The 23,928-nt window shown below is 40.2% G+C and carries 27 protein-coding genes; 8 read left to right on the top strand and 19 right to left on the bottom strand.

All coding sequences use genetic code 11. The annotated features are described in order from the left end of the window. The first annotated feature begins 247 nt into the window (after positions 1–247). Positions 248–559, top strand: coding sequence for a MoaF-related domain-containing protein (locus tag HPE56_RS04425; RefSeq protein ID WP_188242574.1), 312 nt, complete (start codon positions 248–250; stop codon positions 557–559). A 213-nt stretch (positions 560–772) separates the two neighbouring features. Here the strand turns inward: HPE56_RS04425 and aat are convergent, their stop codons facing one another. The 3 genes from aat to HPE56_RS04410 all read right to left on the bottom strand — a co-directional run bounded on the left by aat (position 773) and on the right by HPE56_RS04410 (position 3,011). Continuing rightward, positions 773–1,441, bottom strand: coding sequence for a leucyl/phenylalanyl-tRNA--protein transferase (aat, locus tag HPE56_RS04420; protein ID WP_394355030.1), 669 nt, complete (start codon positions 1,439–1,441; stop codon positions 773–775). Positions 1,442–1,545: 104 nt separating this feature from the next. After that, the gene (locus HPE56_RS04415) at positions 1,546–1,923 is read right to left on the bottom strand and encodes a DUF3127 domain-containing protein (RefSeq protein ID WP_188242573.1); all 378 of its coding nucleotides are present in this window, start codon (positions 1,921–1,923) and stop codon (positions 1,546–1,548) included. A 209-nt stretch (positions 1,924–2,132) separates the two neighbouring features. Further along, complete coding sequence (locus HPE56_RS04410) at positions 2,133–3,011, bottom strand: flavin reductase family protein (RefSeq protein WP_188242887.1); 879 nt, start codon at positions 3,009–3,011, stop codon at positions 2,133–2,135. A gap of 117 nt (positions 3,012–3,128) precedes the next feature. Here HPE56_RS04410 and HPE56_RS04405 point away from each other — a divergent pair, with 117 nt between their 5' ends. Together HPE56_RS04405 and HPE56_RS04400 are read left to right on the top strand one after the other, a co-directional pair. Next, positions 3,129–4,277 (top strand): sensor histidine kinase, encoded by a 1,149-nt coding sequence (locus tag HPE56_RS04405; RefSeq protein WP_188242572.1) that lies wholly within the window; start codon positions 3,129–3,131, stop codon positions 4,275–4,277. 3 nt (positions 4,278–4,280) lie between these two features. Beyond that, on the top strand, positions 4,281–4,637 hold the full coding sequence (locus tag HPE56_RS04400) for a hypothetical protein (RefSeq protein WP_188242571.1): 357 nt from the start codon (positions 4,281–4,283) through the stop codon (positions 4,635–4,637). On the opposite strand, the gene HPE56_RS04395 is transcribed toward HPE56_RS04400, so the two are convergent. Then, positions 4,624–5,016 carry an HIT family protein gene (locus tag HPE56_RS04395; RefSeq protein WP_188242570.1) on the bottom strand — a complete coding sequence of 131 codons (393 nt, stop codon included), beginning with the start codon at positions 5,014–5,016 and terminating at the stop codon, positions 4,624–4,626. The two genes, HPE56_RS04400 and HPE56_RS04395, sit on opposite strands and share 14 nt — an antisense overlap. 78 nt (positions 5,017–5,094) lie before the next feature. Next, a complete protein-coding gene (gene greA, locus HPE56_RS04390) occupies positions 5,095–5,568 on the bottom strand; it encodes a transcription elongation factor GreA (protein ID WP_188242569.1) in 474 nt (157 codons plus the stop codon). Positions 5,569–5,799: 231 nt separating this feature from the next. Here greA and HPE56_RS04385 point away from each other — a divergent pair, with 231 nt between their 5' ends. Both HPE56_RS04385 and HPE56_RS04380 read left to right on the top strand, forming a co-directional pair. Continuing rightward, a complete protein-coding gene (locus tag HPE56_RS04385; RefSeq protein ID WP_188242568.1) occupies positions 5,800–6,237 on the top strand; it encodes a Rieske (2Fe-2S) protein in 438 nt (145 codons plus the stop codon). A 38-nt stretch (positions 6,238–6,275) separates the two neighbouring features. Further along, complete coding sequence (locus HPE56_RS04380) at positions 6,276–7,262, top strand: aldo/keto reductase (RefSeq protein WP_188242567.1); 987 nt, start codon at positions 6,276–6,278, stop codon at positions 7,260–7,262. Positions 7,263–7,268: 6 nt separating this feature from the next. Here HPE56_RS04380 and HPE56_RS04375 read toward each other — a convergent pair whose 3' ends face one another. From HPE56_RS04375 to HPE56_RS04365, 3 genes are all read right to left on the bottom strand, one after another. Continuing rightward, entirely contained in the window at positions 7,269–8,249 is a 981-nt protein-coding gene (locus tag HPE56_RS04375; protein WP_188242566.1) for a Gfo/Idh/MocA family protein, read from the bottom strand. Between the two features lie 35 nt (positions 8,250–8,284). Then, the gene (locus HPE56_RS04370) at positions 8,285–8,506 is read right to left on the bottom strand and encodes a PLDc N-terminal domain-containing protein (RefSeq protein WP_188242565.1); all 222 of its coding nucleotides are present in this window, start codon (positions 8,504–8,506) and stop codon (positions 8,285–8,287) included. A 103-nt stretch (positions 8,507–8,609) separates the two neighbouring features. Continuing rightward, positions 8,610–10,739, bottom strand: coding sequence for a TonB-dependent receptor (locus HPE56_RS04365; protein WP_223170205.1), 2,130 nt, complete (start codon positions 10,737–10,739; stop codon positions 8,610–8,612). 490 nt (positions 10,740–11,229) lie between these two features. On the opposite strand from HPE56_RS04365, the gene HPE56_RS04360 reads away from it, so the two are divergent. Beyond that, positions 11,230–13,692 (top strand): ATP-binding protein, encoded by a 2,463-nt coding sequence (locus HPE56_RS04360; protein WP_188242564.1) that lies wholly within the window; start codon positions 11,230–11,232, stop codon positions 13,690–13,692. On the opposite strand, the gene HPE56_RS04355 is transcribed toward HPE56_RS04360, so the two are convergent. The 7 genes from HPE56_RS04355 to HPE56_RS04325 all read right to left on the bottom strand — a co-directional run bounded on the left by HPE56_RS04355 (position 13,667) and on the right by HPE56_RS04325 (position 19,499). Beyond that, positions 13,667–15,037, bottom strand: a complete 1,371-nt coding sequence (locus HPE56_RS04355) for a sigma-54-dependent transcriptional regulator (protein WP_317173172.1) — start codon at positions 15,035–15,037, stop codon at positions 13,667–13,669. The genes HPE56_RS04360 and HPE56_RS04355 overlap by 26 nt on opposite strands. A 365-nt stretch (positions 15,038–15,402) precedes the next feature. Then, positions 15,403–15,702 (bottom strand): hypothetical protein, encoded by a 300-nt coding sequence (locus HPE56_RS04350; RefSeq protein WP_188242563.1) that lies wholly within the window; start codon positions 15,700–15,702, stop codon positions 15,403–15,405. Positions 15,703–15,912: 210 nt separating this feature from the next. Continuing rightward, positions 15,913–17,454, bottom strand: a complete 1,542-nt coding sequence (locus tag HPE56_RS04345) for a DUF4301 family protein (protein ID WP_188242562.1) — start codon at positions 17,452–17,454, stop codon at positions 15,913–15,915. After that, entirely contained in the window at positions 17,451–18,014 is a 564-nt protein-coding gene (locus HPE56_RS04340; RefSeq protein ID WP_188242561.1) for an AAA family ATPase, read from the bottom strand. The genes HPE56_RS04345 and HPE56_RS04340 overlap by 4 nt, the downstream gene beginning before the upstream one ends. Next, positions 17,969–18,607 carry a nicotinamide riboside transporter PnuC gene (gene pnuC / locus HPE56_RS04335; RefSeq protein ID WP_188242560.1) on the bottom strand — a complete coding sequence of 213 codons (639 nt, stop codon included), beginning with the start codon at positions 18,605–18,607 and terminating at the stop codon, positions 17,969–17,971. The genes HPE56_RS04340 and pnuC overlap by 46 nt, the downstream gene beginning before the upstream one ends. Further along, positions 18,591–18,851, bottom strand: a complete 261-nt coding sequence (locus HPE56_RS04330) for a thiamine-binding protein (protein ID WP_188242559.1) — start codon at positions 18,849–18,851, stop codon at positions 18,591–18,593. The genes pnuC and HPE56_RS04330 overlap by 17 nt, the downstream gene beginning before the upstream one ends. Positions 18,852–18,866: 15 nt before the next feature. Continuing rightward, positions 18,867–19,499: a 4'-phosphopantetheinyl transferase family protein gene (locus HPE56_RS04325; RefSeq protein ID WP_188242558.1), complete on the bottom strand. Its 633-nt coding sequence runs from the start codon at positions 19,497–19,499 to the stop codon at positions 18,867–18,869. Positions 19,500–19,581: 82 nt separating this feature from the next. Between HPE56_RS04325 and ahcY the strand changes: the two genes are divergently transcribed. Further along, positions 19,582–20,898 (top strand): adenosylhomocysteinase, encoded by a 1,317-nt coding sequence (gene ahcY / locus HPE56_RS04320; protein WP_188242557.1) that lies wholly within the window; start codon positions 19,582–19,584, stop codon positions 20,896–20,898. Positions 20,899–20,977: 79 nt separating this feature from the next. Here the strand turns inward: ahcY and HPE56_RS04315 are convergent, their stop codons facing one another. Then, positions 20,978–21,508, bottom strand: coding sequence for a lipid-binding SYLF domain-containing protein (locus HPE56_RS04315; protein ID WP_188242556.1), 531 nt, complete (start codon positions 21,506–21,508; stop codon positions 20,978–20,980). Positions 21,509–21,744: 236 nt separating this feature from the next. On the opposite strand from HPE56_RS04315, the gene HPE56_RS04310 reads away from it, so the two are divergent. Continuing rightward, the gene (locus tag HPE56_RS04310; protein WP_188242555.1) at positions 21,745–22,266 is read left to right on the top strand and encodes a 5' nucleotidase, NT5C type; all 522 of its coding nucleotides are present in this window, start codon (positions 21,745–21,747) and stop codon (positions 22,264–22,266) included. Between the two features lie 69 nt (positions 22,267–22,335). On the opposite strand, the gene rpmA is transcribed toward HPE56_RS04310, so the two are convergent. The 3 genes from rpmA to HPE56_RS04295 all read right to left on the bottom strand — a co-directional run bounded on the left by rpmA (position 22,336) and on the right by HPE56_RS04295 (position 23,905). After that, positions 22,336–22,596, bottom strand: coding sequence for a 50S ribosomal protein L27 (gene rpmA, locus HPE56_RS04305; protein WP_188242554.1), 261 nt, complete (start codon positions 22,594–22,596; stop codon positions 22,336–22,338). A gap of 39 nt (positions 22,597–22,635) precedes the next feature. Continuing rightward, on the bottom strand, positions 22,636–23,319 hold the full coding sequence (rplU, locus tag HPE56_RS04300) for a 50S ribosomal protein L21 (protein WP_188242553.1): 684 nt from the start codon (positions 23,317–23,319) through the stop codon (positions 22,636–22,638). Positions 23,320–23,470: 151 nt separating this feature from the next. Continuing rightward, positions 23,471–23,905, bottom strand: a complete 435-nt coding sequence (locus HPE56_RS04295) for a DUF4199 domain-containing protein (protein WP_188242552.1) — start codon at positions 23,903–23,905, stop codon at positions 23,471–23,473. Positions 23,906–23,928: the final 23 nt, after the last annotated feature.

The raw sequence follows: 23,928 nt of genomic DNA, 5'->3' as shown, positions 1-23,928 counted from the left end.
TAAATTACGTGCTTAACCACGCAACTAGCCATGCACAAACAAGTTGCCAACAATCTCGGAAATCACTCAAACGTGAACAATTCGGAATTGAAAAGCATTGGATTTTTGAAAATAAAACGCGGAATTTATAACTCAATATCAGAATTTAGCAAGTTTGCGGAATTGAAAAAAAAACTGAAAAAAACTGAAAAACATACTTCTTTGCTTAACTATGCTATTTTCTTCAATGGCTTTTTCCCAATTAAATATGACCACTGAAAATATTTACGATAAAGAATTTGAATATGATTTTAAAGATTATGTAAAAATTGACCTGACATTTAGTTCTGATACAGAATTGTATTGGATTGAAAGAACATCAGGAGCTGATGCAAATGAAAAAATCAAAACTATTCATTTGAATGAACATACAACATTAACCGGTTGGATTGAACACGATAAGACTATCGTTTCCCTGTATTCGGACTTTGCAACAGGAAAAACTTACGTATACCAATATTTTGGTAATGGAACCATTAGGGAATTGATTGGAACCATTAAACCAAAAAGCAAGGAATAGAAACAACGATAAGCAACAAAGAACTGAGGTAAAAAGCAAACCATTTCTCCTTTAATTTGTGACATTAGTATTCTAGGCCCATAGTTTCAAAAATTATGGGACCATAAGCGTAATTAATGTTATTTAAACAATCTCTGAACTTGAATAAATACTGTGTACAACCAAAACTTCCTAAAAAAACCTAGTCCAGTTCCCTAAAATTCAATTCAACCCTTACATATTCTTTAAAATTTCCATAAAATCCTCCCTTGGGATTTCCTGGGCCCCGAGACTTTCCAAATGGCTGGTATATATCTGACAATCGATAAGACGATATCCTTTTTGACCAAGCTCCTTGGCCAAATTGATAAAAGCAAACTTTGATGCATTGCCCACGGTACTGAACATGCTTTCCCCACAGAATACATGGCCTAGATCAATACCATAGAGTCCCCCGACCAACCTGCCTTCTTCCCAAACCTCATAAGATTGTGCAAATCCCATAGCGTGTAATTTCAGATAGGCTTTCTTCATATCCTGGGTAATCCACGTACCGTCTTGACCCTTGCGTTTTATCCTTGCACATTGATCGATCACCTGTTCAAACGATGTGTTCTTGGTCAATTGAAATTGATCGCCCTTCAAGACCTTACGCATGCTTTTCGAAATCCTCACCTGGTCAGGGTACAATACCATTCTAGGATCGGGACTCCACCACATTACCATAGAGCCTTCGTTGAACCAAGGGAAAATACCCCGCTTATAGGCCAATAACAAACGTTCTGGGGAAAGGTCCCCACCAACAGCCACCAATCCTTCGCTATTGGCATCCGCTACTGGAGGAAAATAAATTTCATTGGTAAGGAATACCAATGGTTTATGAATACCGTTCTTTTTCACCACAGGTTTTTTAAGAAAAACATTGATTCAATAGCGGAAGTTATCTAAAAACAAGGACAAAAAAAAGACCCTTCCGGGTCTTTTCGTATTGTTGATCCATTGTCCTATTAAAAAGGCAGATCATCATGATCCTCCTCATTGATGTTATCGGCAGGCTCAAAAGCATCCATAGGCGGTACTGGTGGAATATCGGCATTGCCTTCCGCTGCCTGAAGATTCTCAATGCGCCATCCTTGAATAGAGTTGAAGTACTTTACCTCTCCCTGTGGGTTTGTCCATTCACGCCCTCGGATATTAATACTGATTTTTACATCCTGACCAACTTGATAGCTGTTCAACAAATCACATTTATCCTGTATAAACTCGACTAGGATTTGTTGTGGGTACTGCTCTTCGGTGGTTATTACCACTTCCCTTTTTCTAAAACCATTGCTTCCAAAGGTTTTGGTCTCTTCTATCTTCTTGATTTTTCCTTGTATTTCCATCTTTTGATAATTATCTAATTGTATTCTGTATTAATTTTTTTATTGATGCCTTTAAGGCTTACTACCTGCCTCTTCCTATTCTTTGTTGTGGCAAACTTTCCTTCCCGAGTATAACAGATTGGGAAAGACTCCATCAAATAGATAAAAACAATTTGCCGCCAAGTTAAGGGTTTTACAAATGGCTTCATAAAAACTGACCAAATAGTTATTTACAATTCGTTTGCCAAAAGCAGTTTCCAGGCTGAAAGCACTTCGTCCCGGTCAAGATATTCCTTGGCCTTACGATGTATGGTTTGAAGGTCATTGTTTGTTGCCAAAGAAGATATTCCTTCGTTTGAACTGATAAATTCCCCTATTTCGATTCTTGAAGGTAATTTCGCTACATTACCCAATTTCCCAAGGTCATTGCCTGTTAAAACCGTACTGTTCCTGATTCCTTCCGGAATGGCTTCTACCCCAATCCCCATACTCGACAATGGTTTGGGAACTTCGAACATCCCTTTATTGGCCCTAGAATACCAATTGCCTCCCATGCGGGCAACCTGATTTATCTTAAATTGGTCTATATTACCATTTTCGTCCAATATATTGGGGTTGATATGTATTTTAACCACTTCGGAAAAAACAAGGTTTCCGGCCCCACCTTCTTTTCCCAACGGTTCGATCTTGGTTACCTTACATTCAAACTGAACGGGTGATTCCGCTACCCTAAAGGGTTTCACCAAATCGGATTCCAACATGGTAAGGCCAGCCTTCAAGAACTCATTTTCCCCTTGAGGATATTCAGTACTTGAGAGCGACATTTGTTGAACGATTTCATAAGTGACTACATTAATGACGGCCTCACCCACTTTTTCAACATTATCCAAGGTGTGTTTTGTGGTATTGTCGCGAACCCTGCGCGCTGGTGAAAAAATCAATATGGGCGGATTGGCGCTAAATACATTGAAAAAACTAAAAGGCGAAAGATTGGGCCTACCTTTTTCGTCTATGGTACTGACAAAAGCGATAGGTCTGGGCCCAATGGCACCTAAAAGGTACCCATGCAATTTTTGGGTTGTGATATCCTTTGGAATTATCGAGATCATATCATCCATAGTATAACAAATGTAGTCAATTTGACTACGACTAAAAACAGATGGCCATCTACCCTACACACCATTTATGCTCATTTTACGTTATCTTTAAAGCATTAAACCGGTTGGATGGAATTTAACCCAAAAAAGAAGACCTCGAACTTTATTTTATTGGCCATAGCCTTTGCCATTGTGAGTTTGATTCTGTGGAACACCAATAGTTTCTTTAAAAAGTTCAAGGAGGAAGAACGCTTAAAAATGGAAATATGGGCTACCGCCCAATCCGAATTATTGCAATATTCGGAAAATATGGATATGGGTAACCTCACCATAAAGGTATTACAGAACAATACCTCAACCCCAATGATACTGGTAAACAAGGATGGCTCGGTCAAGACCAATAACATGAGTGAGGAAAGCGCAAAGGATTCTTTGTACATACAGCGAAACATCCAAAAATTCGAAAGCGAGAACACCCCCATATTCATTGACCAACAAGGAGAACACCTTGCCACCCTTTACTATGGGAACTCAGAAGTCCTGAACAAACTAAAGTATTACCCCATAGCCCTTTTGTTGATTATTTTACTTTTTGCGGCGGTTATATTCTTCTTCTTCAAAACCAACAAGGCTTCGGAACAAAACAAATTATGGGCCGGGATGGCCAAAGAGACCGCACACCAGATCGGCACACCATTATCCTCGCTTTTAGGTTGGAACGAACTCTTGAAATCAGAAAGGATCAACCCTGAAATCACCAAGGAAATCGCCAAGGATATCGGTCGCTTGGAAACCATTACCGAACGATTTTCCAAAATCGGTTCCTTACCCGAGTTAAAGGAAGTCGATATTGTACAGGAAACTAAGGAAGCCTATGAATACCTGAAATTGCGGAGTTCGAAATTGATCCATTTTTCGTTCAATTCGAAAATTGATAAATTACCAGTGCTTTTAAACCATGCCTTGTACAACTGGACCATTGAGAATCTGGTCAAAAACGGGATAGATGCCATGAAAGGCAAAGGAAGTATCGCCATCGATATTATTCCTGCTGGAAAGTATGTGAATATCCTGATAGCCGATACGGGAGGCGGTATCCCGAAGAGTAATCACCAGAGCATATTTAACCCGGGGGTTACCTCCAAAAAACGAGGATGGGGCTTAGGACTGTCTTTAGTAAAAAGAATCGTGGAAGAATATCATAAGGGAAAAGTAAGGGTACTTTCATCTGGAAAGGAAGGTACCATCATGCAAATCTCCTTAAAAGTAAATAAGTAAACCATGTCAAAGGAAAAGTTAGTAATTATAAAGGAAGCAAATATTACCAATAATTGTCCCGAGTGTTTTAATCAGGATATGAAGATAACCTTTAAACAGAAACACAAATACGGGAAGCTTTACGATAGAACAACCAGTGAGATCACACACACCATTAGGTGCAACAAATGCGACTCCATAATCTATCCGGTAAATTGGACGGAAGATATAGAACGCATTTTCAATTATTATCAAAAAATGGTTACCCCTGAAAAGGCCGTGATCCGCTTTACACCCCTGTTCTATATTCTTTTGGTTTCCCTGTTGATACTAATCGGGGCTGGTATCTATCTATGGCAATCCGGAATCATCCAATTTTAGAGGATATGCTTTGGGCAATCGCAACAAACTCATCCTGTGTCAATGCCACTTTGTGCTGAAAGGTAGCCTCCATCATTTGGTTCAATGGGATCAAATGCACATGCACATGGGGCACTTCGAGTCCAATTACCGTAATACCCACCCGGTTACAATCGATAGCTGCTTCAATGGCTTTACCTACCTTTCTTGAAAAAGCCATTAATCCCATATAAGTTTCCTCATCCAAGTCCATGATCTTATCCACCTCCTTTTTAGGCACACATAACGTATGTCCTTTAGCATTCGGATTAATATCCAAAAAGGCAAAGAAATTCTCGTCCTCGGCTATTTTATAACATGGGATTTCCCCTTTGATGATTTTTGTAAAGATACTTGCCATGGTCAATTCATTTAAAATAAGTACAAAAAAAACCTATCGATTATGATAGGTTTAAATATAAAGAATTCCCGGTTTTTATTACCTGGTTATTTCCAAAATCTCAAAGGTTATTTTGCCATTTGGCACTGAAATTTCCGCGGTATCCCCCACTTTCTTCCCTAATAGTCCTTTACCTATTGGCGAGCTCACTGATATTTTCCCTGTTTTCAAATCCGCCTCGCTCTCAGCCACCAAGGTATATTTCATTTCCATATCATTGGTCTGGTTTTTTAATTTAACTGTAGACAGCACCAAGACCTTGGACGTATCCAATTGGGATTCGTCAATCAATCGGGCATTGGCCAAAGTGGCTTCCATTTTTGAAATCTTAAGCTCTAAAAGTCCTTGGGCTTCCTTGGCAGCGTCATACTCGGCATTCTCTGACAAATCACCCTTATCCCTAGCTTCGGCAATATCCTGTGAAGCCTTTGGGCGTTCAACGTCTTTAAGATAATTCAATTCGTCCCTTAATTTTTTTAAACCTTCAGCAGTATAATATGATACGTTACTCATAATTTATCCATTTTTAAGTCATACTCGAAGAATTTCCCCCAATACTCTAAAACAATCCGCCATGTCGCGGGATTAATCCACCCAGCTAAGATGAATGCTTTTAGAAAAAGCGATATTCCCATCCTAGGGTCTCATTAATAGGAAAATCCCCTTATTTTAAAGAGGATTTAACGCAAATATACATATTTTTTGTTCAATTTTGTATTTGTTCCTTTATATAGAAATTGAAATATGAATCGTATTTATCCCCTGTTTTTATTGTTATTGATTTTGGGTTGCAGCAGTAGTAGTACCAATAGAAATCCATACTTACAAGAAATTTCGTTTAACTACGAATTGAATTTGAACTTACCTTCATACAGCCTTTTGACAAACACTGGAACCGCTGTATATGTAGGAACGAATGGTGTAGGCACTGCAGGCATTTTTGTCATCAATTCAGGGTTCAACCAATTCGTCGCGTCTGAAGCCAGCTGCCCTAACCATGCCCCCAACGATTGTTCAACAATGATTCTTAATGGACAGACGGCCATATGCCCTTGCGATGATTATGAATACAGTCTGTTTACAGGGCAAATGCTCAACAGACCGGATGATGGTGGGCGTTATTACGATATGCTGATTTATAATAACACCTATAGCAATAACGTAGTTAGGGTTTATAATTAACCCTTATGGTTCATCCATACAACTAAAAATAGCCAAAAATGAAATACAGAAGACTTGGAAAGACCGATTTCAATGTATCGGAAATATCACTGGGAACTTGGCAGGTAGGAGGTTCATGGGGAAGCGGATTCGACAATTCCTCGGCGGATAAAATCATCAATACCGCCATTGACCAAGGAATCAATTTTATTGACACTGCCGATGTTTATGAAGCAGGATTGAGTGAAGCTGCTGTTGGAAGGGTTGTAAGATCTAGAAAGGAAGAAGTCTATGTGGCTACAAAATGCGGACGTCAAATCAACCCCCATACCAACGAAAACTACCAACCCAAAGTACTTCGGAAATTTGTTGAGGACAGCCTGAAGAATATGGGCTTGGAATGTTTGGACCTCATACAACTCCATTGTCCGCCTACCGAAGTATTCTACCGCCCCGAGATTTTTGGATTGTTCGATCGCTTAAAGGATGAAGGGAAGATAAAGCACCTTGGTATAAGTGTTGAAAAAATTGAGGAAGCCTTAAAAGGAATCGAATATGAAAACGTCGCTACCGTACAGATTATCTTCAATATGTTTCGGCAACGCCCCAAAGAACTGTTTTTTGAACAGGTGAGAAAAAAGGATGTCGGGGTGATTGTTCGCGTACCTTTGGCCAGTGGTCTATTAACCGGGAAATTCAGTGCTGCCAGCACCTTTGATGCGGATGACCATCGAAATTTCAATAGGGATGGTTCCCATTTTGATAAGGGTGAAACCTTTGCCGGAATTCCTTATAATCTAGGTCTTAAAGCTGTGGAAGAGCTAAAAGCGCTATTTCCGAACCACACAAATTTAGCCCCTATCGCCTTACGATGGATTTTGGATCACCCGGAAGTAGGATGTATTATTCCAGGGGCATCCAAAGAGGCCCATTTACTTTCGAATATTACCGCAAGTGACCTACCGCCACTAACCGAAGGGCAACATCAGCAAGTAGATGCCATTTACGACCGATTGATTCGTGAACACGTACACCATTCGTGGTAAGGGATTTTAAATATTCCCTAAAATCCTGTCCATGACCCAACTGGCATGCAATCCTGATTTCCCCAAGGAAGGATGCTCTTTTACCCCCATTAAGTGATCTTTAATGTTCGCCACATGAAACTGTTGGATATGTTTCGGGTGTTCTATTTCGAGTTTTTCCTCTCCGTTTGGATTTATCAGTATAATCGGGGCCTCATCAAAAACTGAAAATATGATTTTGCCTTCGCTTCCGTAAATTTCAACAATGTCTTCCCTTTGGGAACAGCCAAAATTCCAACTACCGGAACCCATTATCCCATTTTTGTGCTTCCACTCGCCAACTATGGCATCTTTGGCCGTGTACAATCCCATTTGATTGGTGGTGATACCATTGGCTTGCTCAATATCGCCCAATAAATAAACAAATAGATCGAGCCCATGACTTGCCAGATCATCAAAATAGCCACCTGGCGCGATTTTGGCATCGGTACGCCAATTGTATTCCCCACTTAGATCCGTATTACTGGGCTGTTTGGACAAACTCCAACGGATCTGCCTGATGGCACCAATGGCACCATCATCCAACCATTGTTTTACTTTTAGAAAACGGGGTAAGGAACGCCTGTAGTAGGCAATGAACAACGGAAGGTTTTTAGCTTTAAAGGCTTCGTATATTTCAAGACTATCATGATAATTAGGAGCCATTGGCTTTTCGATACAACAAGGCTTACCCGCAGCTGCCACTTTCAATGCATATGCTTTATGGGAATCCGGTGGTGTGGCGATATAAACAGCATCTATTTCCTTATCGGCTATCAATTCATCCGCATTGGTGTAAAATTTAGCTATGCCATGTCGCTTCGCATAATCTGCGGCTTTCTCCTTGTTGCGCCGCATTACGGCATGAACCTCAAACCCTTCGGTATTTTGATAAGCTGGACCACTCTTCACTTCTGTCACTGCCCCGCAACCGATTATGCCCCATCTTATATTTTTATCCTCTTCCATTACTCTATGTATTTCGGTGTTTCGTTATGTGAAAATCAATTATCGCCCTTGCTGATTTTCTGATCTTTTCCCATCAAAAAATAAAGTAGGGTACCCAATGGATTTAAAAACAAGACGACCAATATCCAGATCAACCTGTCATTGGCCCCTTTAAACCGGCCTTTGGTAATATCGATTATGGCAACCACTGGCGCAATGGCCAAAACGGCCATGGCAATCAAAATCAAGATTTGCCCTATTCCAAATCCAAAATCCATTTATTCAAATATTTGGACATAAAACTACAAATAAACGAACATGGCACAAAACCGAGGTTAAGTGCCATGTTATTATTGTGAATCGCCTTAAACGCGATTGCTACTAAAAATCAAAGGTGGCACCGAGTAAAAAATTAGTACCTGCCTGTGGATAGTAGCCCGAACCTTCTATGGTTGCCGTTTGTCCAGGGTTTGACCAAGTATCATCATAGGTATAGAAATAACCGTTGGAAACATACTTGGCATCAAAGATATTGTTCACCAACAAAGAAAGGGTCAACCGTTTTACGAAGGAATTGGTCTCAATCGTATATTGGGCGTTGAAATCGGTTTGTGAATAGTCATCCAACACAGACCCATCGGAATCGATATTTCCCATATATTGTTTTCCCACATATTTGCTCAACAGTGAAAGTTGCATGTTTTCATTGGGCATGTATGAAATGGCGTTCCCCACAATAACATCAGGGGAAAAGGCAATATCGGTATTTCCTAAATCCTCAAGAACCCCATCGCGTTGAAAAACAAAATCCTTATTCTTATTGGAGCTCAATGCAACATTCGGATTCAGACTGAATTTATCGCCTAAGGCAAGATGGGCATCAATCTCCAAACCAAATCGATAACTATCCCCAACATTGGCCCGTAGCGGTGCCCCCACATCATTCAGCTCACCAGTGAGTACCAATTGGTCTTTGTATTTCATGTAATACACATTGGTGCTAAGCTGTACATCCGGTGAAACATACCTCCAACCCAATTCCAGGTCATTGAGCTTCTCTGGTTTAGGACTCCCATTCTCATAGTCATTTCTATTGGGCTCCCGATTCGCCACGGCGAAAGAAAGGTAGAAATTGTTGTTTTGGTTCAGGTCATAGGATGCTCCGAATTTCGGATTAAAGAAATTGAAGGTATCATCGACCAATCCGGTATCCTCGCCATTGGCCTGGTACCCTACCGTTCTATATTGCAAGTCCCCGAAGAGACTCCAATGATCACCTAAATTATAATTGGCTTTGGTGAAAACATTAAAATCGGTCTTTTTCGAGGAATCGTCATAATATCGATCACGTATAAAACTATTTGGGGCATACTCGGCCCAAATCACTTCCCCATAATGGTCGCCCTCATAGGTATTCCAGCCACCCCCTATGATAAGGTCTAAAGCTCCTTTATTGTAATGGGCCGAAAAAACGGTTCCGTAAAAATCGTTATCCAACCATCTTCTTCGCACAAGGTCTGTCGTATTCACTTCTTCCCCATTGACCAATAAAGGTTCAAAACCATAGGTCTCAAAATCATCATCCTCTTTAAACTGCTCAAAAAAGCCCCTGCCTCGTGTATAATGCAACGCTAGGTTCGTATTCCAATTATCGTTCAGTTTTTGGTTCCAAAGGAGCTGGGCATGGTTTTGTTTATAATCGTCAACCTCGTTATCATAAAACTGTGTATCCCCATTTGCATCTGTATAAATACCGGAAGGGTTAAAGGTTCTATTGTTTTCCAAAGTTTCGGCATCTATGCCGTACCATGCCTGGTAGGTAACCTCATGCCCACCGAAAAGAACAGCCTTTAAAATGGTATTATCATTTTTAAACGCCCCTTGCAAAAAGTAGGAATCGAGTTCTGAAGCGGCCCTATCGATATAACCGTCAGAAGTGATTCTTGACAATCGCCCGGAAATCTCCATATGATCATTCAATAACCCCGTACTGAACTTTAAGTTGTTCCGTAGGGTATTATAACTCCCTACGGATGAAGAAATACGCCCAAACGCTTCTTCGGACACCCCATCGGTCGCAATGTTAAGACTGGCGCCGAAAGCACCGGCTCCATTGGTGGAAGTCCCTACACCTCGTTGCAATTGCAAACTTTCTGTGGAAGAAGCAAAATCAGGCATGTTCACCCAAAACGAACCATGCGATTCAGAATCATTATAAGGTATTCCGTTTATGGTCACATTGACCCTAGTGGCATCACTACCACGAACCCTAATACTAGTGTAGCCTACACCGGCACCCGCGTCGGAAGTCGTAACCACGGCAGGCATAAAGTTCAGTAAAATAGGAATATCCTGTCCCAAGTTCCTTGGCCCCAAATCTTCCTTTGTAAGATTGGTAAAGGTAACAGGCGATTCTTTTGTTGCGCGTACCGCGGAAACAAAAACCTCCTCCAAGGCTATTTTTTTGCCTACCAAAGAATCGATTTGGGTTTCTTGGGCCGAAAGTCCCATAGCCATTATACCTAAAGTAGTGGATAAAAACTTAATGCGATGATTTTTGATGCTTTTCGGCGATCGCATTGAACTGCCTTGTGAACCGACAGTTGAGAATTTTGAAATTGAATAGAGCATTTTCATTCGTAATAGTTTATTACGAATAAAAGGGGCGTTATTCTTGGTTAAAATTGATTTTTGTTTCCAATGGAAACGTTATGATAATCCAAATGGCAAACTTTGCCTCCCTTGGCAGCATTACCTGCCCAGGTTCGTTGGGTATAATCTCAGCTTATCCCGATCTTCTTTAGAAAACTTCTGCAAAAGTCCGAGGGTTAAGCACCCCTTTGAGATGGTGCAAATGTAATACAGCCTTTTTAATCTTTCATAAAAAAAAGTAAAAATATTCCACTTCAATTTTCATAAAACCAAAAGTTCAAATTAACACTTCCATTCGATCTTCTACATCCTGTTCATACGTATCTATCTAAGACAAGAAAAAGTCACTATGGAAAAAAACAAATTCACCATTAAAATCGTTCTCAGTTACCTACTACTCATATTATTGGCATCCATAGCCTCTTTTTATATTTTTTTAGAAATAAGGAATTATATCTCCAATGACACGTTCGACAACAATGAGACCAAATTACTAAAGACCAGCACATTACTTACCGACATCTATGAAGCGGAAAGTTTATCGAAATTAGCCATTCAACATCGTGAAAAGAAAAACATCCTTGCCTACTCAAAAAAAATAGATTCCATATTCACCGATATTGAAAGCCTAAAAGACCTATCACAAAGCAAGAACCAAGACGCGCTATTGGATAGTTTATGTTACTTATTGGAGAAAAAGGTAACCAACAACAATGCTTTACGGAAATTAAAAACCGAGAACAAAACCGGAAAATCTATAAACAACGCCCTTGACGAGCTCAATAAAATGGAGGCATCCCTAGGCATCATTACTGCCGAAAACCTGGCTCCAAATTTTAAAGAACTACCCCCCAAAGCCCAAGAATCCATTCGTAAAATGGCCAATTATTTGAATGAGAACATCCCCTCGGATGAAACGGAAATCAACAGGTCAAAAAAAACAGACTCCATACTACAGGTTTCGAAGCAGCTTATAAAAGGGATCAAAGCGGACAATACCATCAATGAAAACTCCCAAACCTATCAAGAATCGAAAATCAACCAAACCGACCTAGAGCTTTCCCAACAATTGCGCAATATCATCACTTCATTGGAAAAAGAGGTGCTGGTAAGTAGTATCAATGACAACATCAACAGGGAAGCCGCCCTAAAACGCAGTATTCAATTGGCCGTAATTGCCGCTATATTGGGCTTTCTAGTGGTTGGGATATTCACATTCATCATTAACCGGGATTTCTGGAAGGCCAATGTATATCGACAAAAACTGGAAAAGGAAAAAAGATTTTCCGAATCCTTGTTAAAAAGCCGGGAGCAGCTCATCAAAACCGTTAGCCATGACCTTAGAACCCCCTTGAATACCATCATGGGGTATTCAGAAATCATAGAGAAATCAAAACTGTCCCCAAACCAAAACGAATACCTGACCCATATTAAGTCGGCGGCAGGTTATGTCAATAATTTGGTAAATGACCTCCTCGATTTCACAAGATTGGAGACCGGGAAAATCAACATCAAAAAAGTACCTTTAAACCTGTCTCAGCTCATCAAGGAATCTTCAAACGATCTTTCGGTACAGTATAAGGACAAGGATATCTTTGTCATATTGGATATTGATGATGAATTGGACCGGGATATCCTGGGCGACCCCATCCGATTACGTCAAATTATAAACAACCTTTTGGGTAACGCTTTTAAATTCACGGAAGAAGGAAGCATAACCATTAAAGCCCATCGATTGAAAAACCGTTTTTCAGATAACCTGATCCAAATTCAAATCTCGGATACGGGCATCGGCATCAGTAAAGAAAAACAACAACTGATCTTTAAGGAATTTACCCAAGCAGAAATCGATACGGAGAAAAAATACGGCGGATACGGCCTGGGACTTACCATTTCCAAAAAACTTGTGGATTTACTAGGAGGTAGAATGACCTTGGAGAGTACTTTGGGGGTTGGAAGTACCTTTACCATAACGCTGCCTTTCGATTTTACAACAGCATCTGCCCAGCCCAATATCCCTAGCCATGAAAAAACCCTCCACCATAAATCGAGCATACTGATCATTGATGATGATGCATCATTTATACAAATGGTGGGTGAGTTCTTAAAATCGGAACATATTAAACCCATATTGTGCACCGATTTCAGCACCCTACAAAAAGAAGGTTTGGAATACGGAGTAGTATTGACCGATATTGAAATGCCTTCGATTACCGGATTTGAGGTACTGACCCAATTGAAATCGGGAAAATATGGCCATTACTCGGACCAGCCCATTATAGCCATGACCGGAAGACGGGATTTAAACGAACATCTTTTTCTTTCCCACGGATTTACAACCGTACTACAAAAACCATTTTCCAACACCCAACTATTCCATACCCTACAACCCTTTCTTTCTTTGAAAAAAAATAGCGACAAAATGACCCCGTCCAAACCTATGCCAACCGAAGAGGAAGGTACGACCTATAGCCTAAGGATCCTTCGTTCATTCTTGGGTGATGACGAAAAATCAATTAACGAAGTATTGCAATTATTTATAAAGGATACCTATAAGAGTTTGGAAACATTAAAAGAGGCTGCTACCCAAAACAATTATCCTAAGAGCAAAAACACAGCCCATAGAATGTTACCAATGTTCAGGCAATTGGAAGTTGACCCCTCCTGTATTGATTTACTGTATAAATTGGAAAGCACAGCATCCGGCCCCATGGATTTACTTCAAACCTATGATAGCCTAATAGACCATATTACCCCGTTACTCGTAGAATTAAAGAAACGTGTGGCTACACATCCAGATCATAGTGACTGATTCTATTGTATAAGGTCTTTCTTGTGACCTGAAGAAGCTTTGCTGCCTTGGACTTATTATAATTGGTACGTTTAAGTGCCTTTATAATTTGCTCTTTTTCAAATTCAGATTTGGAGATATTCCCATTATCATTGTTTACAGTAGGTGTTTCGATAATTTCAGTAGGCAAGGCTTCTTTTGTTATTTCACCATCCCCGGTCAACAGTACGGCACGTTGTATCACATTCTGTAGTTCCCGAATATTTCCCGGCCAGCCATAGGACTCAAAAATATTCCAAACTTCCTTCGTGAACCCGGTAATCCTTTTATTCAGGCGCTTATTGGAAATTTCCAAAAAGTGTTCCACAAGAATAATCAAATCTCCCTGTCTATCTATCAAGGAGGGTATCTGAAGTGAAAATTCATTCAGCCTGTGGTACAAATCCTCCCGAAACCTTCCCTCCTTTACCGCAACCTTTAAATCCTCGTTGGTTGCCGTAAGTATCCTGACATCCACATCAATTTCCTTGGTGCTTCCTATACGCCTAATCCTGCGTTCTTGCAATGCCCGTAAAAGTTGTATCTGGTTGTCATAAGGCAGATTCCCTACTTCATCCAAGAAAAGGGTACCACCATTTGCCGCTTCGAATGTCCCTACCTTATCATTTATCGCACCTGTAAAACTTCCTTTCAAGTGACCAAAGAACTCACTAGAGGCCAATTCTTTGGGAATAGCCCCACAATCCACGGCAATAAAAGGTCTATCTCTTCTTTTACTACGGTCGTGTATTGCCTTTGCCGTAACTTCCTTACCTGTACCACTCTCCCCTGTCACCAACACTGACATATCGGTTGGTGCGACCAAACCAATATATTCTTCCAACTTTTTGGATGCCGAACTTACCAAATTAGGACTACCTATTATTATCGAAGGCTTCGGTTGGATTTCCGGCTTCTTCACTGTATCAATAAACTCATTCCCTGTTTGACCCGTTTTGTCGACCGTACTTAGGGCCGAGCCAATGATTTTTAACACGGCATCTGTTGTAAAAGGCTTAGAGATATAGTCAAAAGCCCCTTTCTTCATAGCACTGACCGCAGAACCCACCTCAGCATACCCCGTCATTATAATTACAGGCACTTTATTCCGTATGTCTGTAATCAACTCTATTCCTTCAGCATCAGGCAACCGTAAATCGGTCAACACAAGATCAAACCTGGTTTGTTTTAATTTTTGCCTCCCTTCCTTCACTGTAAAACCGATTTCTACATCGTACCCCTTCTTAATCAAAAACTTTTGTAGCATTTGGGCAAACGAGGTATCATCCTCAATAATCAAGATTTTAGGCATAGTATAATTCATCATAGGTATGTACGTAAAATTACCATAAGAAAGCTATATGATATAAAAAATTATCTTAAACCTAGAACACCATTATGATAAATAAAGAGGTAATATATATTCCGTCCCAAATAAAAAAGGGTAGCAAAATGCTACCCTTTTTCGACCAAACCAACGAAACAAAAGTGGGGTGTGGATATACATCCACCGAAACAAACTAAATAAAATAGGTAAAATTATAGGGGGCAATAATAGCTAGTCAATTACTATACGTTATCGAAAAGTCATAAGTCATTGTTCCTTTTTGGGAACCTATACATGGTTTACTTCCGATGTCTATTGCAAAAAACTGCCCGAAGGCAGTTTTAAATCCGATATCTAAAAACGGCTTACATCTCTATCCAATTCCCTTCGGCATCGGCATACAATTCAGTTGTACTTCCGTCTTCAGAGGAAACTTCCAATTTATATTGCTCCTCGCCATTTTTATAGGCTTTGACCAACGTTACATCCGGATATGCTTCTTCCAAGGCTGTGGTAATGGCTTCAGGAACTTCAGAAGCCGCAATTTCGGTATAATCCTGTAAAAGAACCTCTTCCATTATTCCGTCATGGAAAAATGGAGTAGACGCAGTTCCCAATGATAATCCTCCTAAAACAAATGCTGTTGCTAAAACTAATTTTTTCATTTTTATGATTTTTAATTAAACATTCCTGTCTAATCATTAGTCAAAATAATGCCAAAAGCAACCAAGGTTGCCTTTAGGTCATTAATCGATTGATCCTTAGTTTTTTACAAGAAATCGTCTAAAACCCCAAACTGTATAGAAATGTATCCAAATAAAAAAAAGTGTATAAAAAATATACACTTTTGAAGATAATTGAAAACCGGTATGGCATCAGGAAACCTGATGTGTGGGTTTCAACAAGTCATTAACCGTTTTTACAGGATTGAAAGTAGCCAAGGGAACTTCAACAAAAATCGTATTCCAATAGGCCATGGCCCCATTCCACAAACCTGGAAGTTCCAATGCCTTCAGAGGACGGCCTTCTTGTGTTTTCCCTGTGATAAATCCTTGTTTATGGTCAACATAATTCAACAGGCTATATTTTTCACCTTTATAATTCTTAACACCACAAACCAAATCCACAGGATTGAAATGTGTGGCATTTTTAAGGATATCGACTTGTTTGGGATTGGACATATCTATCTGGGCAGATTCGATTATCTGCAAGGACACATGATTTAGGGAATTCTTGATCCAAAAAGGTCCACCCCCGGGTTCCCCCTCGTTTTTAACCATCCCGCAGATACGGATCGGTCGATTTATCTTGTCTTTCAATATTTCAATCTGCTCTCCGATACTGAAACTCGAATATTTATCTACAAAACGCACATTGAGTTCGTTCTCCAAAAACTCCTTGATTTCCGACATGATAATTGCCGTCAAGTTATTCTCATCGATTTTTTTGGCGTAGGCAAATGCTTTTTCTTGGACTTTCAACAATAGGCCTGCGAGCATTTTTTTGCTGTTTGTAAGTTCTTCCTGGGCCTTGGGGACAACCACATTGTCTATATTCTTAATGAAAATGATATCGGCATCCTCTTCGTCAAGATTCTCGATCAAGGCCCCATGCCCGCCGGGTCTAAAAAGAAGTGAACCGTCGGAATTACGGAAGGGGTTATTATCCATATCTACTGCAATGGTATCCGTTGAGCTTTTTTGATAGGAATAGGTAACATGGAAAACCGTATTTGTGGCCTTGCGCAATCGCTCGTTGATTTTACCATATTCCTTGGTAAACATATCGATATGCTGTTCGGAAATGGTAAAATGCAAATGAGCCTCCCCATTGACCGCGGCATAATCCGACGCCTCATTCAAATGTTTCTCAAAAGGCGTTGCCGTATGTTCCCCGTAGTTATGGAACGGTAAAAGTCCCTTAGGATAAAAGCCATAATTCATAGCATCCTCAGACATCATTTCCTTTACAAAGAGATAGAGCTCCTCACCGGGATGGGTTGTCTTTCCCTTTATCCTGTCCATTACGGTTTCATAAAAGGGGAATTTTTTCAATCCATCCCTAAAAACCTTTAAATCCGAATCATTGGTACGTCCAAAGTATTTTTCCAAGCTTTCCTTTGCTGGATCATAAGCTTCCAAGAAGTTGAACAAAGCTTTGAACATTCTGGATGCGGCCCCCGAAGCGGGCACAAATTTTAGAAGGGACAAGCCATCCTTGGCCTCTTCAAATTTATTGACCAACCCTTTCTGTTCACGAACCGTAAACTTAAGAATGCCATCACCGACAACGGCCGCCTTAACCAAGTTGACAAAGGGAATCCCTTCCTCGAAAATCTGAATTTGATTTCTGACTTTTTCTTTAGTTATGCCTTTTTCGGCCAATTGCTTTAAATCTTCCTCGGTAAATTGAATCATTTTTTCAATAGGTTATCTATATGTTCGACTGCTGTTTTTAAACGTGTGTTTTTATCCCCTTTTAAGATAATGAATTTCCTGTTATACTTCTCCAATGTATCTTTGAAATACAAAAACATCCGTTCACGTTCATTGGGCTTGTCCCGTAGATCATCTTTTTCCCAAGGTATATCGATGTATGTAAGAAAATAAAGGTCATATTGATTTTGCAAAGCATACTTTTCCAGTAGCGGGTCACAGTACCCTAGATAATACGCTTCGGAATACACTTTGGTCTCCAAGAGATCGGTATCACATATCAGGACTTTTGACGCTTTTTGTGCCAAATCATTTTCAAGAAGCATTTGACCCTCCGCAATCGGTAAAAGATCCTCCGATTCACAGGTTTTTCGTTCATTATTCCATTTGTCCTGAAGATATTCCCTGGCATATTCTGGCACCCAGACCGAGTGATAATGTCGGGCCAGTTGTTCCGAAAGTGTGGTTTTCCCCGTAGATTCCGGACCGAATAATACTATTTTGACAATGTCAGCCGGTTGCTGTCTATATTTCTCTTCCATGCTTGATACCCATATATAGCTATAAAGGTAAATATAAGATACTGAAAACTTGTAAACGTAAATCCTTTATAAAAATATAGGGGAACTGAAATTATATCCCCCACGATCCAATATAACCAATTCTCAACTTTTCGTTTGGCCATAAGCCACATACCCACAAAGAAGACCGCTGTTGTTACGGTATCTACATAAGCCGTCCAGCTTGTCCATTTATCGAATATTTGATAGACGACGAAAACAAAGACCAGGGTGGCCATAAAAATCAAAATCGATATTTTATGCTCTTTACTTGTTGTTTTGGTTATCGGGGTAAAATGTGAATCGTCGACTTTTCGTGTCCAAACATACCATCCGTAGAGACTCATTATAAAATAATAGCCGTTGATCATCATATCCCCTATCAATCCCCATTTAAAAAGAAGATAGACGTAAATGGAGGTACTGATCAACCCCGTAGGATACACCAAAATATTGTTTTGTTTTGAATACCAGACAGATAGTAGTCCAAAAATAACCGCAACGATCTCTAAAACAATATAATAAGTTTCATAGCCGGCATACTGACCGAACAAAAACTCAAAAATGGGGCTCATAGGCGCTTCGGTCAGATTTTACCAATTTCATATAGAGCAGACCGCGATCCATTAATTCAAAAGCCGTTTTGATCTCGGTGTCCAACACCTTCATCACCTCATCATAAGGTCCATATATTTGGGTGCTTAACGGATTCTCCAAAATCGTAAGTCCGGACGCCCTTAATTTTTTGATAAAGTTGATGATATGCTGTTCAAAATCATCTTGAAGTGGTGAAAAAGTAAGTTCTACTGATATTTCCATGATTGTAATATAAATTTATTTTTTAACGGCATAAACACAGGTGAAACCTTCAAATTCCAGAAATTTAAGCCTGTAATAGGTAGTATCCCCTTTATAATTGATCTCTCCTTCCAGTAATTCGTCCGAAAATTCAAAATCATTGATGTAAATATGGTTCAGGAAACTAAGTCCCACTGTAGCAAAGATCTTATACAGTGATTCCTTGCAACCCCAGATTATGGTATATTTACGAACGAGATCTTTCCTGTCCTTAATATGGACATAAGCCTCAGTCGGAGTGAATTTATGCGCTATACGGGTAATCAAATCGCGTTGCATCTCGATATCGATTCCTACCTCCTGATCCTTACTTATAATAATCCCGGTAAATTGATGCGAATGGGTAATACTGATGTGATTACCATCATAGAGATGTGGCTTCCCCACCTTGTCATAGTATAAATCCTTGTCCTCATAGCCGGCCTCGGCCATTAAATGGCGGATACTTAAAAAGCCCTTGCGGTGCAATTCGGACTTCATGCCATCCATACGGTTTTGACAGTGTTCGGTAAGCTCAACGGCCTCTGATAGTTCCTTTTCGGTTTCTTCTATCTTCCAAATATATACTTTGATCGACGGGGCAACTTCTATTGTCTTGTAAAGAGGCATGTTGTTATTTAGGATATTCGTAACTTTGCAATTCTTAAAAAAAGAGCAATAGTTAACAACGAAAGTAAAAAGAAAAAAGGATATGGCTACCAAAACCGTTTCATATGTGCCCAATAAGGTGAAAGATATTACCCTAGCGGATTGGGGAAGAAAAGAGATTACTTTGGCCGAAGCAGAAATGCCAGGGCTTATGGCGCTACGGGAAGAATACAAGGAAGAACAACCACTTAAAGGGGCCCGAATTGCAGGTTGCCTGCATATGACCATACAAACTGCGGTTTTAATTGAAACCTTGGTTGCGCTTGGTGCCGATGTCACCTGGAGTTCCTGTAATATTTTCTCCACTCAGGACCATGCCGCCGCCGCCATTGCTGCCACTGGTGTTCCTGTGTATGCTTGGAAAGGGATGAATGAAGAGGAATTTGACTGGTGTATAGAGCAAACTTTGTTCTTTGGTAAAGACCGCAAACCGTTGAATATGATCTTGGATGATGGTGGGGATCTTACCAATATGGTTTTGGATAAATACCCTGAACTCGCTTCTGCCGTAAAAGGATTATCGGAAGAAACCACAACAGGCGTCCATCGTTTATACGAAAGGGTTAAGAATGGCACTTTGCCAATGCCTGCCATGAACGTAAACGATTCGGTAACCAAATCTAAATTCGATAATAAATACGGTTGTCGTGAAAGTGCCGTCGATGCCATTCGTAGGGCAACCGACACCATGTTGGCCGGTAAACGCGTCGTAGTCGCCGGGTATGGCGATGTAGGAAAGGGTACAGCCGCTTCATTTAAAGGTGCGGGGGCTATTGTAACCGTTACCGAAATCGATCCTATCTGTGCCTTACAAGCCTGTATGGACGGTTTTGAAGTGAAGAAATTAGAGAATGTAGTAAGCAAGGCGGATATCGTAATCACAACCACGGGAAATAAGGATATTATCAGAGGTGAACACTTTAAGGCCATGAGAGACAAGGTAATCGTGTGTAATATCGGACATTTCGACAATGAAATCGATATGGCTTGGCTGAACTCCAACTATGGCACTACCAAGGACGAAATAAAACCCCAGGTCGACAAATATACCATTGACGGTAAAGATATCATTGTCTTGGCGGAAGGACGCTTGGTGAACCTTGGTTGCGCCACGGGACACCCTAGTTTTGTAATGAGCAACTCCTTTACCAATCAGACCTTGGCACAGATCGAGCTTTGGAAAAATAGTGATGCCTATGAAAACAAGGTATATATGCTACCCAAACATTTGGATGAAAAAGTCGCTAAATTGCATTTGTCAAGATTAGGTGCCGAGCTTACGGAACTTCGTGAAGACCAGGCAAAATATATCGGGGTTACCGTAAAAGGTCCATTTAAACCCGATTATTACAGATACTAGGAGGAAACCCGTAATTGGATATAAAAAAACCCTTGTTCTATACAGATCAAGGGTTTTTTAACTTTTTACTTTTCATCCCTCAAAAAGGATCATAACCAAATTTCTGGCCACCAACTGAGGCATCGGCCATTAAACCAGCCTTTGGCAAGGCAAACACGGCTACGCCGTCTTTGTATTTGGCATTAACGGCAATCCCGGACTTCAAGGCAACAGCAGAAGCTTCCGCTGCAAACTGGAACTTCCCTTCCTTAAATCGGGCTAAATCTGTCGGGGTCTCAAAAAAGATCACTTCGATTATCGCCTGTCCACCAGCCTGCAATCCAATATTCAATTTCTTTAGGTCAGCCATTCCCACGACATCCCCTTTTTCATAGACGACTCCCTTTCCGGAAGCACCACCGATAATAAATCCACCTTTACCCACATTAGGGAAAATTACAAATCCTGCAGAGGTATCAAAAAACTTTTCTATGCCCGCATCTGTCTTCAACATGGTTTTTTTTGCCTTTGTGGCATCCTGCATTAACTTCTTCTCACTCCGTGTCTGTCCTGTGGCAACACTCATTACCAATATCATGGACATCACGGTCATTAACCTGAACATTTTCATAGTATTAACTGTTAGAATTATTACATCAAAGATAAAACGCAATAAGGGGAATCCATATTCCCAAACACATAAGAATATGTTAATAAGCACCGTAGAAAACCTAGCCAAAGGTATGACCTTCCAAAAGCCTATTGTATTGACCCCGCTTAAAGAAAAAGCCTAGTCTAACCATTTAGTTTTAAGAATCATTTTCGGATCAAATCATTTTTTCGGTACTTCGTACAAAATTTTATGATATGACAATTTTTGTGGACATGGATGAAGTGATTGCCGATACGTTCGGCGCACATATTGAGATTTACAATACTGAATTTAATGGAAACCTTACCCCAGAAGCCTGTAAGGGATCCGACGTTTGGAAAATGGTCCCCAAAGCCCATCAGGAAAGTATACGGAAACATGCAACCCGAAGGGGTTTCTTTAAAAATCTCAACCCTATTGAAGGCAGTAAGGATGTTTTAAAGGAACTTTCTGAAAAGTATAATGTTTATATAGCTTCGGCTGCCATGCAATTTCCGAATTCACTAGAGGAAAAAAGTGAGTGGTTGGATGAGCATTTCCCTTTTATCCCGTGGCAAAAAAGGATCTTATGCGGACACAAACATATCTTAAAAGGAGATGTATTGATTGATGACCGAAGCTATAACCTTGAAATGTTCAACGGCAGATCAATCTTGTATTCATCCCCGCACAATGCCTACATCAATGGTTTCGAAAGGGCCGACACATGGGAAGAGATCGGGAAAAAGTTACTCTAGACAATATACGAAAGGAAAAACCCCTTCCATTTCTGGAAAGGGTTTTCTATTTCTTGAAAATACAAGATATTAGGCCTCAAAAGGCTCTATGGAAACATAGGATTTCCCTCCTGTTTTCTTTTGAAATTTTACGATTCCGTCTACCCTTGCATGTAATGTATGATCCTTACCTGCATAGACATTATCTCCTGGATTGTGTCTAGTACCTCGTTGTCTTACGATGATATTACCAGCGATGGCCGCCTGGCCACCAAAAATCTTAACCCCTAAGCGTTTCGATTCTGATTCCCTACCGTTTTTCGAACTACCTACACCTTTCTTGTGAGCCATTTTTTTCGGTTTTTATTGTTATACTTAATGGTTTGGTTATTATGCCTTACCACCGTCTAATTCGTCTTGCCATTTTTTTAACTCATCCCATTTACCCTCAGCAGCCATTTTAGCTTGTGCCGGCCAAGTGTCTGTTACGTGGTTACCACGAACATCTGCAATGATTTCAGCTATCTTATCCGCTTTGGTATTTGCCAATTCAGCAAAAGTTGATATTCCTGCAGCGATTAAGGTCTCTGCAATTTTAGGTCCAATACCTTCAACCTTTTTCAAATCATCGGCTTTCTTGGGAGCCGCTTTTTTCGGTGCTGCTTTAGCTTTGGGCGCTTCTGCCTTTACAGCCGCCTTTTTTGGAGCTGCTTTAGCTTTTGGTGCTGCCGCGGCTTTTGCAGGGGCTGCTTTTTTCGCTCCGGAAGCAACAATGCTCTCAACAACGATTTCAGTAAAAGATTGACGATGGCCATTCTTTACAGCATAACCTTTACGTCTTTTCTTTTTAAAGACAATAACTTTGTCACCTTTTAGGTGTTTAACGACTTTAGCCTCAACAGCGGCTCCGTCTATAGCTGGGGCGCCAACAGTAACGTTCTTACCATCATCCAAAAGAAGTACATTGTCAAAAGTTACCTTTTTCCCTTCTTCCGCTTGCAAACGGTGAACATATACTTTCTGGTCTTTCGCAACTTTAAATTGCTGCCCTGCCATCTCTACAATTGCATACATAGCGTATATATTAGTTAAATTTTAAGCCTACCTTTTTGGATAGGCGGGTGCAAATATACTGCTAATTCATTAATGTACAAGCGATTTATAAATAAAAAATGACCTAAAAACCACGGCTGTCCGACACTATTTAATATTCTTGCTTAATCTCCTATTTGTTCGACTTGAATAGTTGCATAATGGTCAATGTAATTACCAAGGTAGTGGCAAAACCCATAATAGCCACCGTAAAGAATACGATAGCCTCAAAATTTTTGAACTCCCCCGACCAAGCCTTGGACAACTCAATCAGAAATTCGGTGTTGAGTTCTGTTGCATAGAGCGCAAAGAAAAAGGTGAATATAATCGTGGCAACACTTCCGGTTACCACACCGGCCGTAAATCCTTTACCGTAATTAAACCGTTCCGCTTCTTTGATCTTAAAAAACTTTATGGCCTCGTAAATACCAAATCCTGTGATTACTCCATTGAAAATACTATAAAACACATTCGTATGCACACCGAACAAGGACAAAATCAAAAAATAGGCAATCAGGCATCCGCTAGTTGCAATTCCGAATCGAATGGGTAGGGAAAAATGCTTCATTGAACTGGTTTTTTTGGTTAATT

It is taken from the genome of Maribacter aquimaris, from assembly GCF_014596745.1.
In the GTDB taxonomy this organism is placed as follows: domain Bacteria; phylum Bacteroidota; class Bacteroidia; order Flavobacteriales; family Flavobacteriaceae; genus Maribacter_A; species Maribacter_A aquimaris.
Note: the sequence above shows the minus strand (reverse complement) of the source record. Positions and strands in the feature narration are given on the sequence as shown.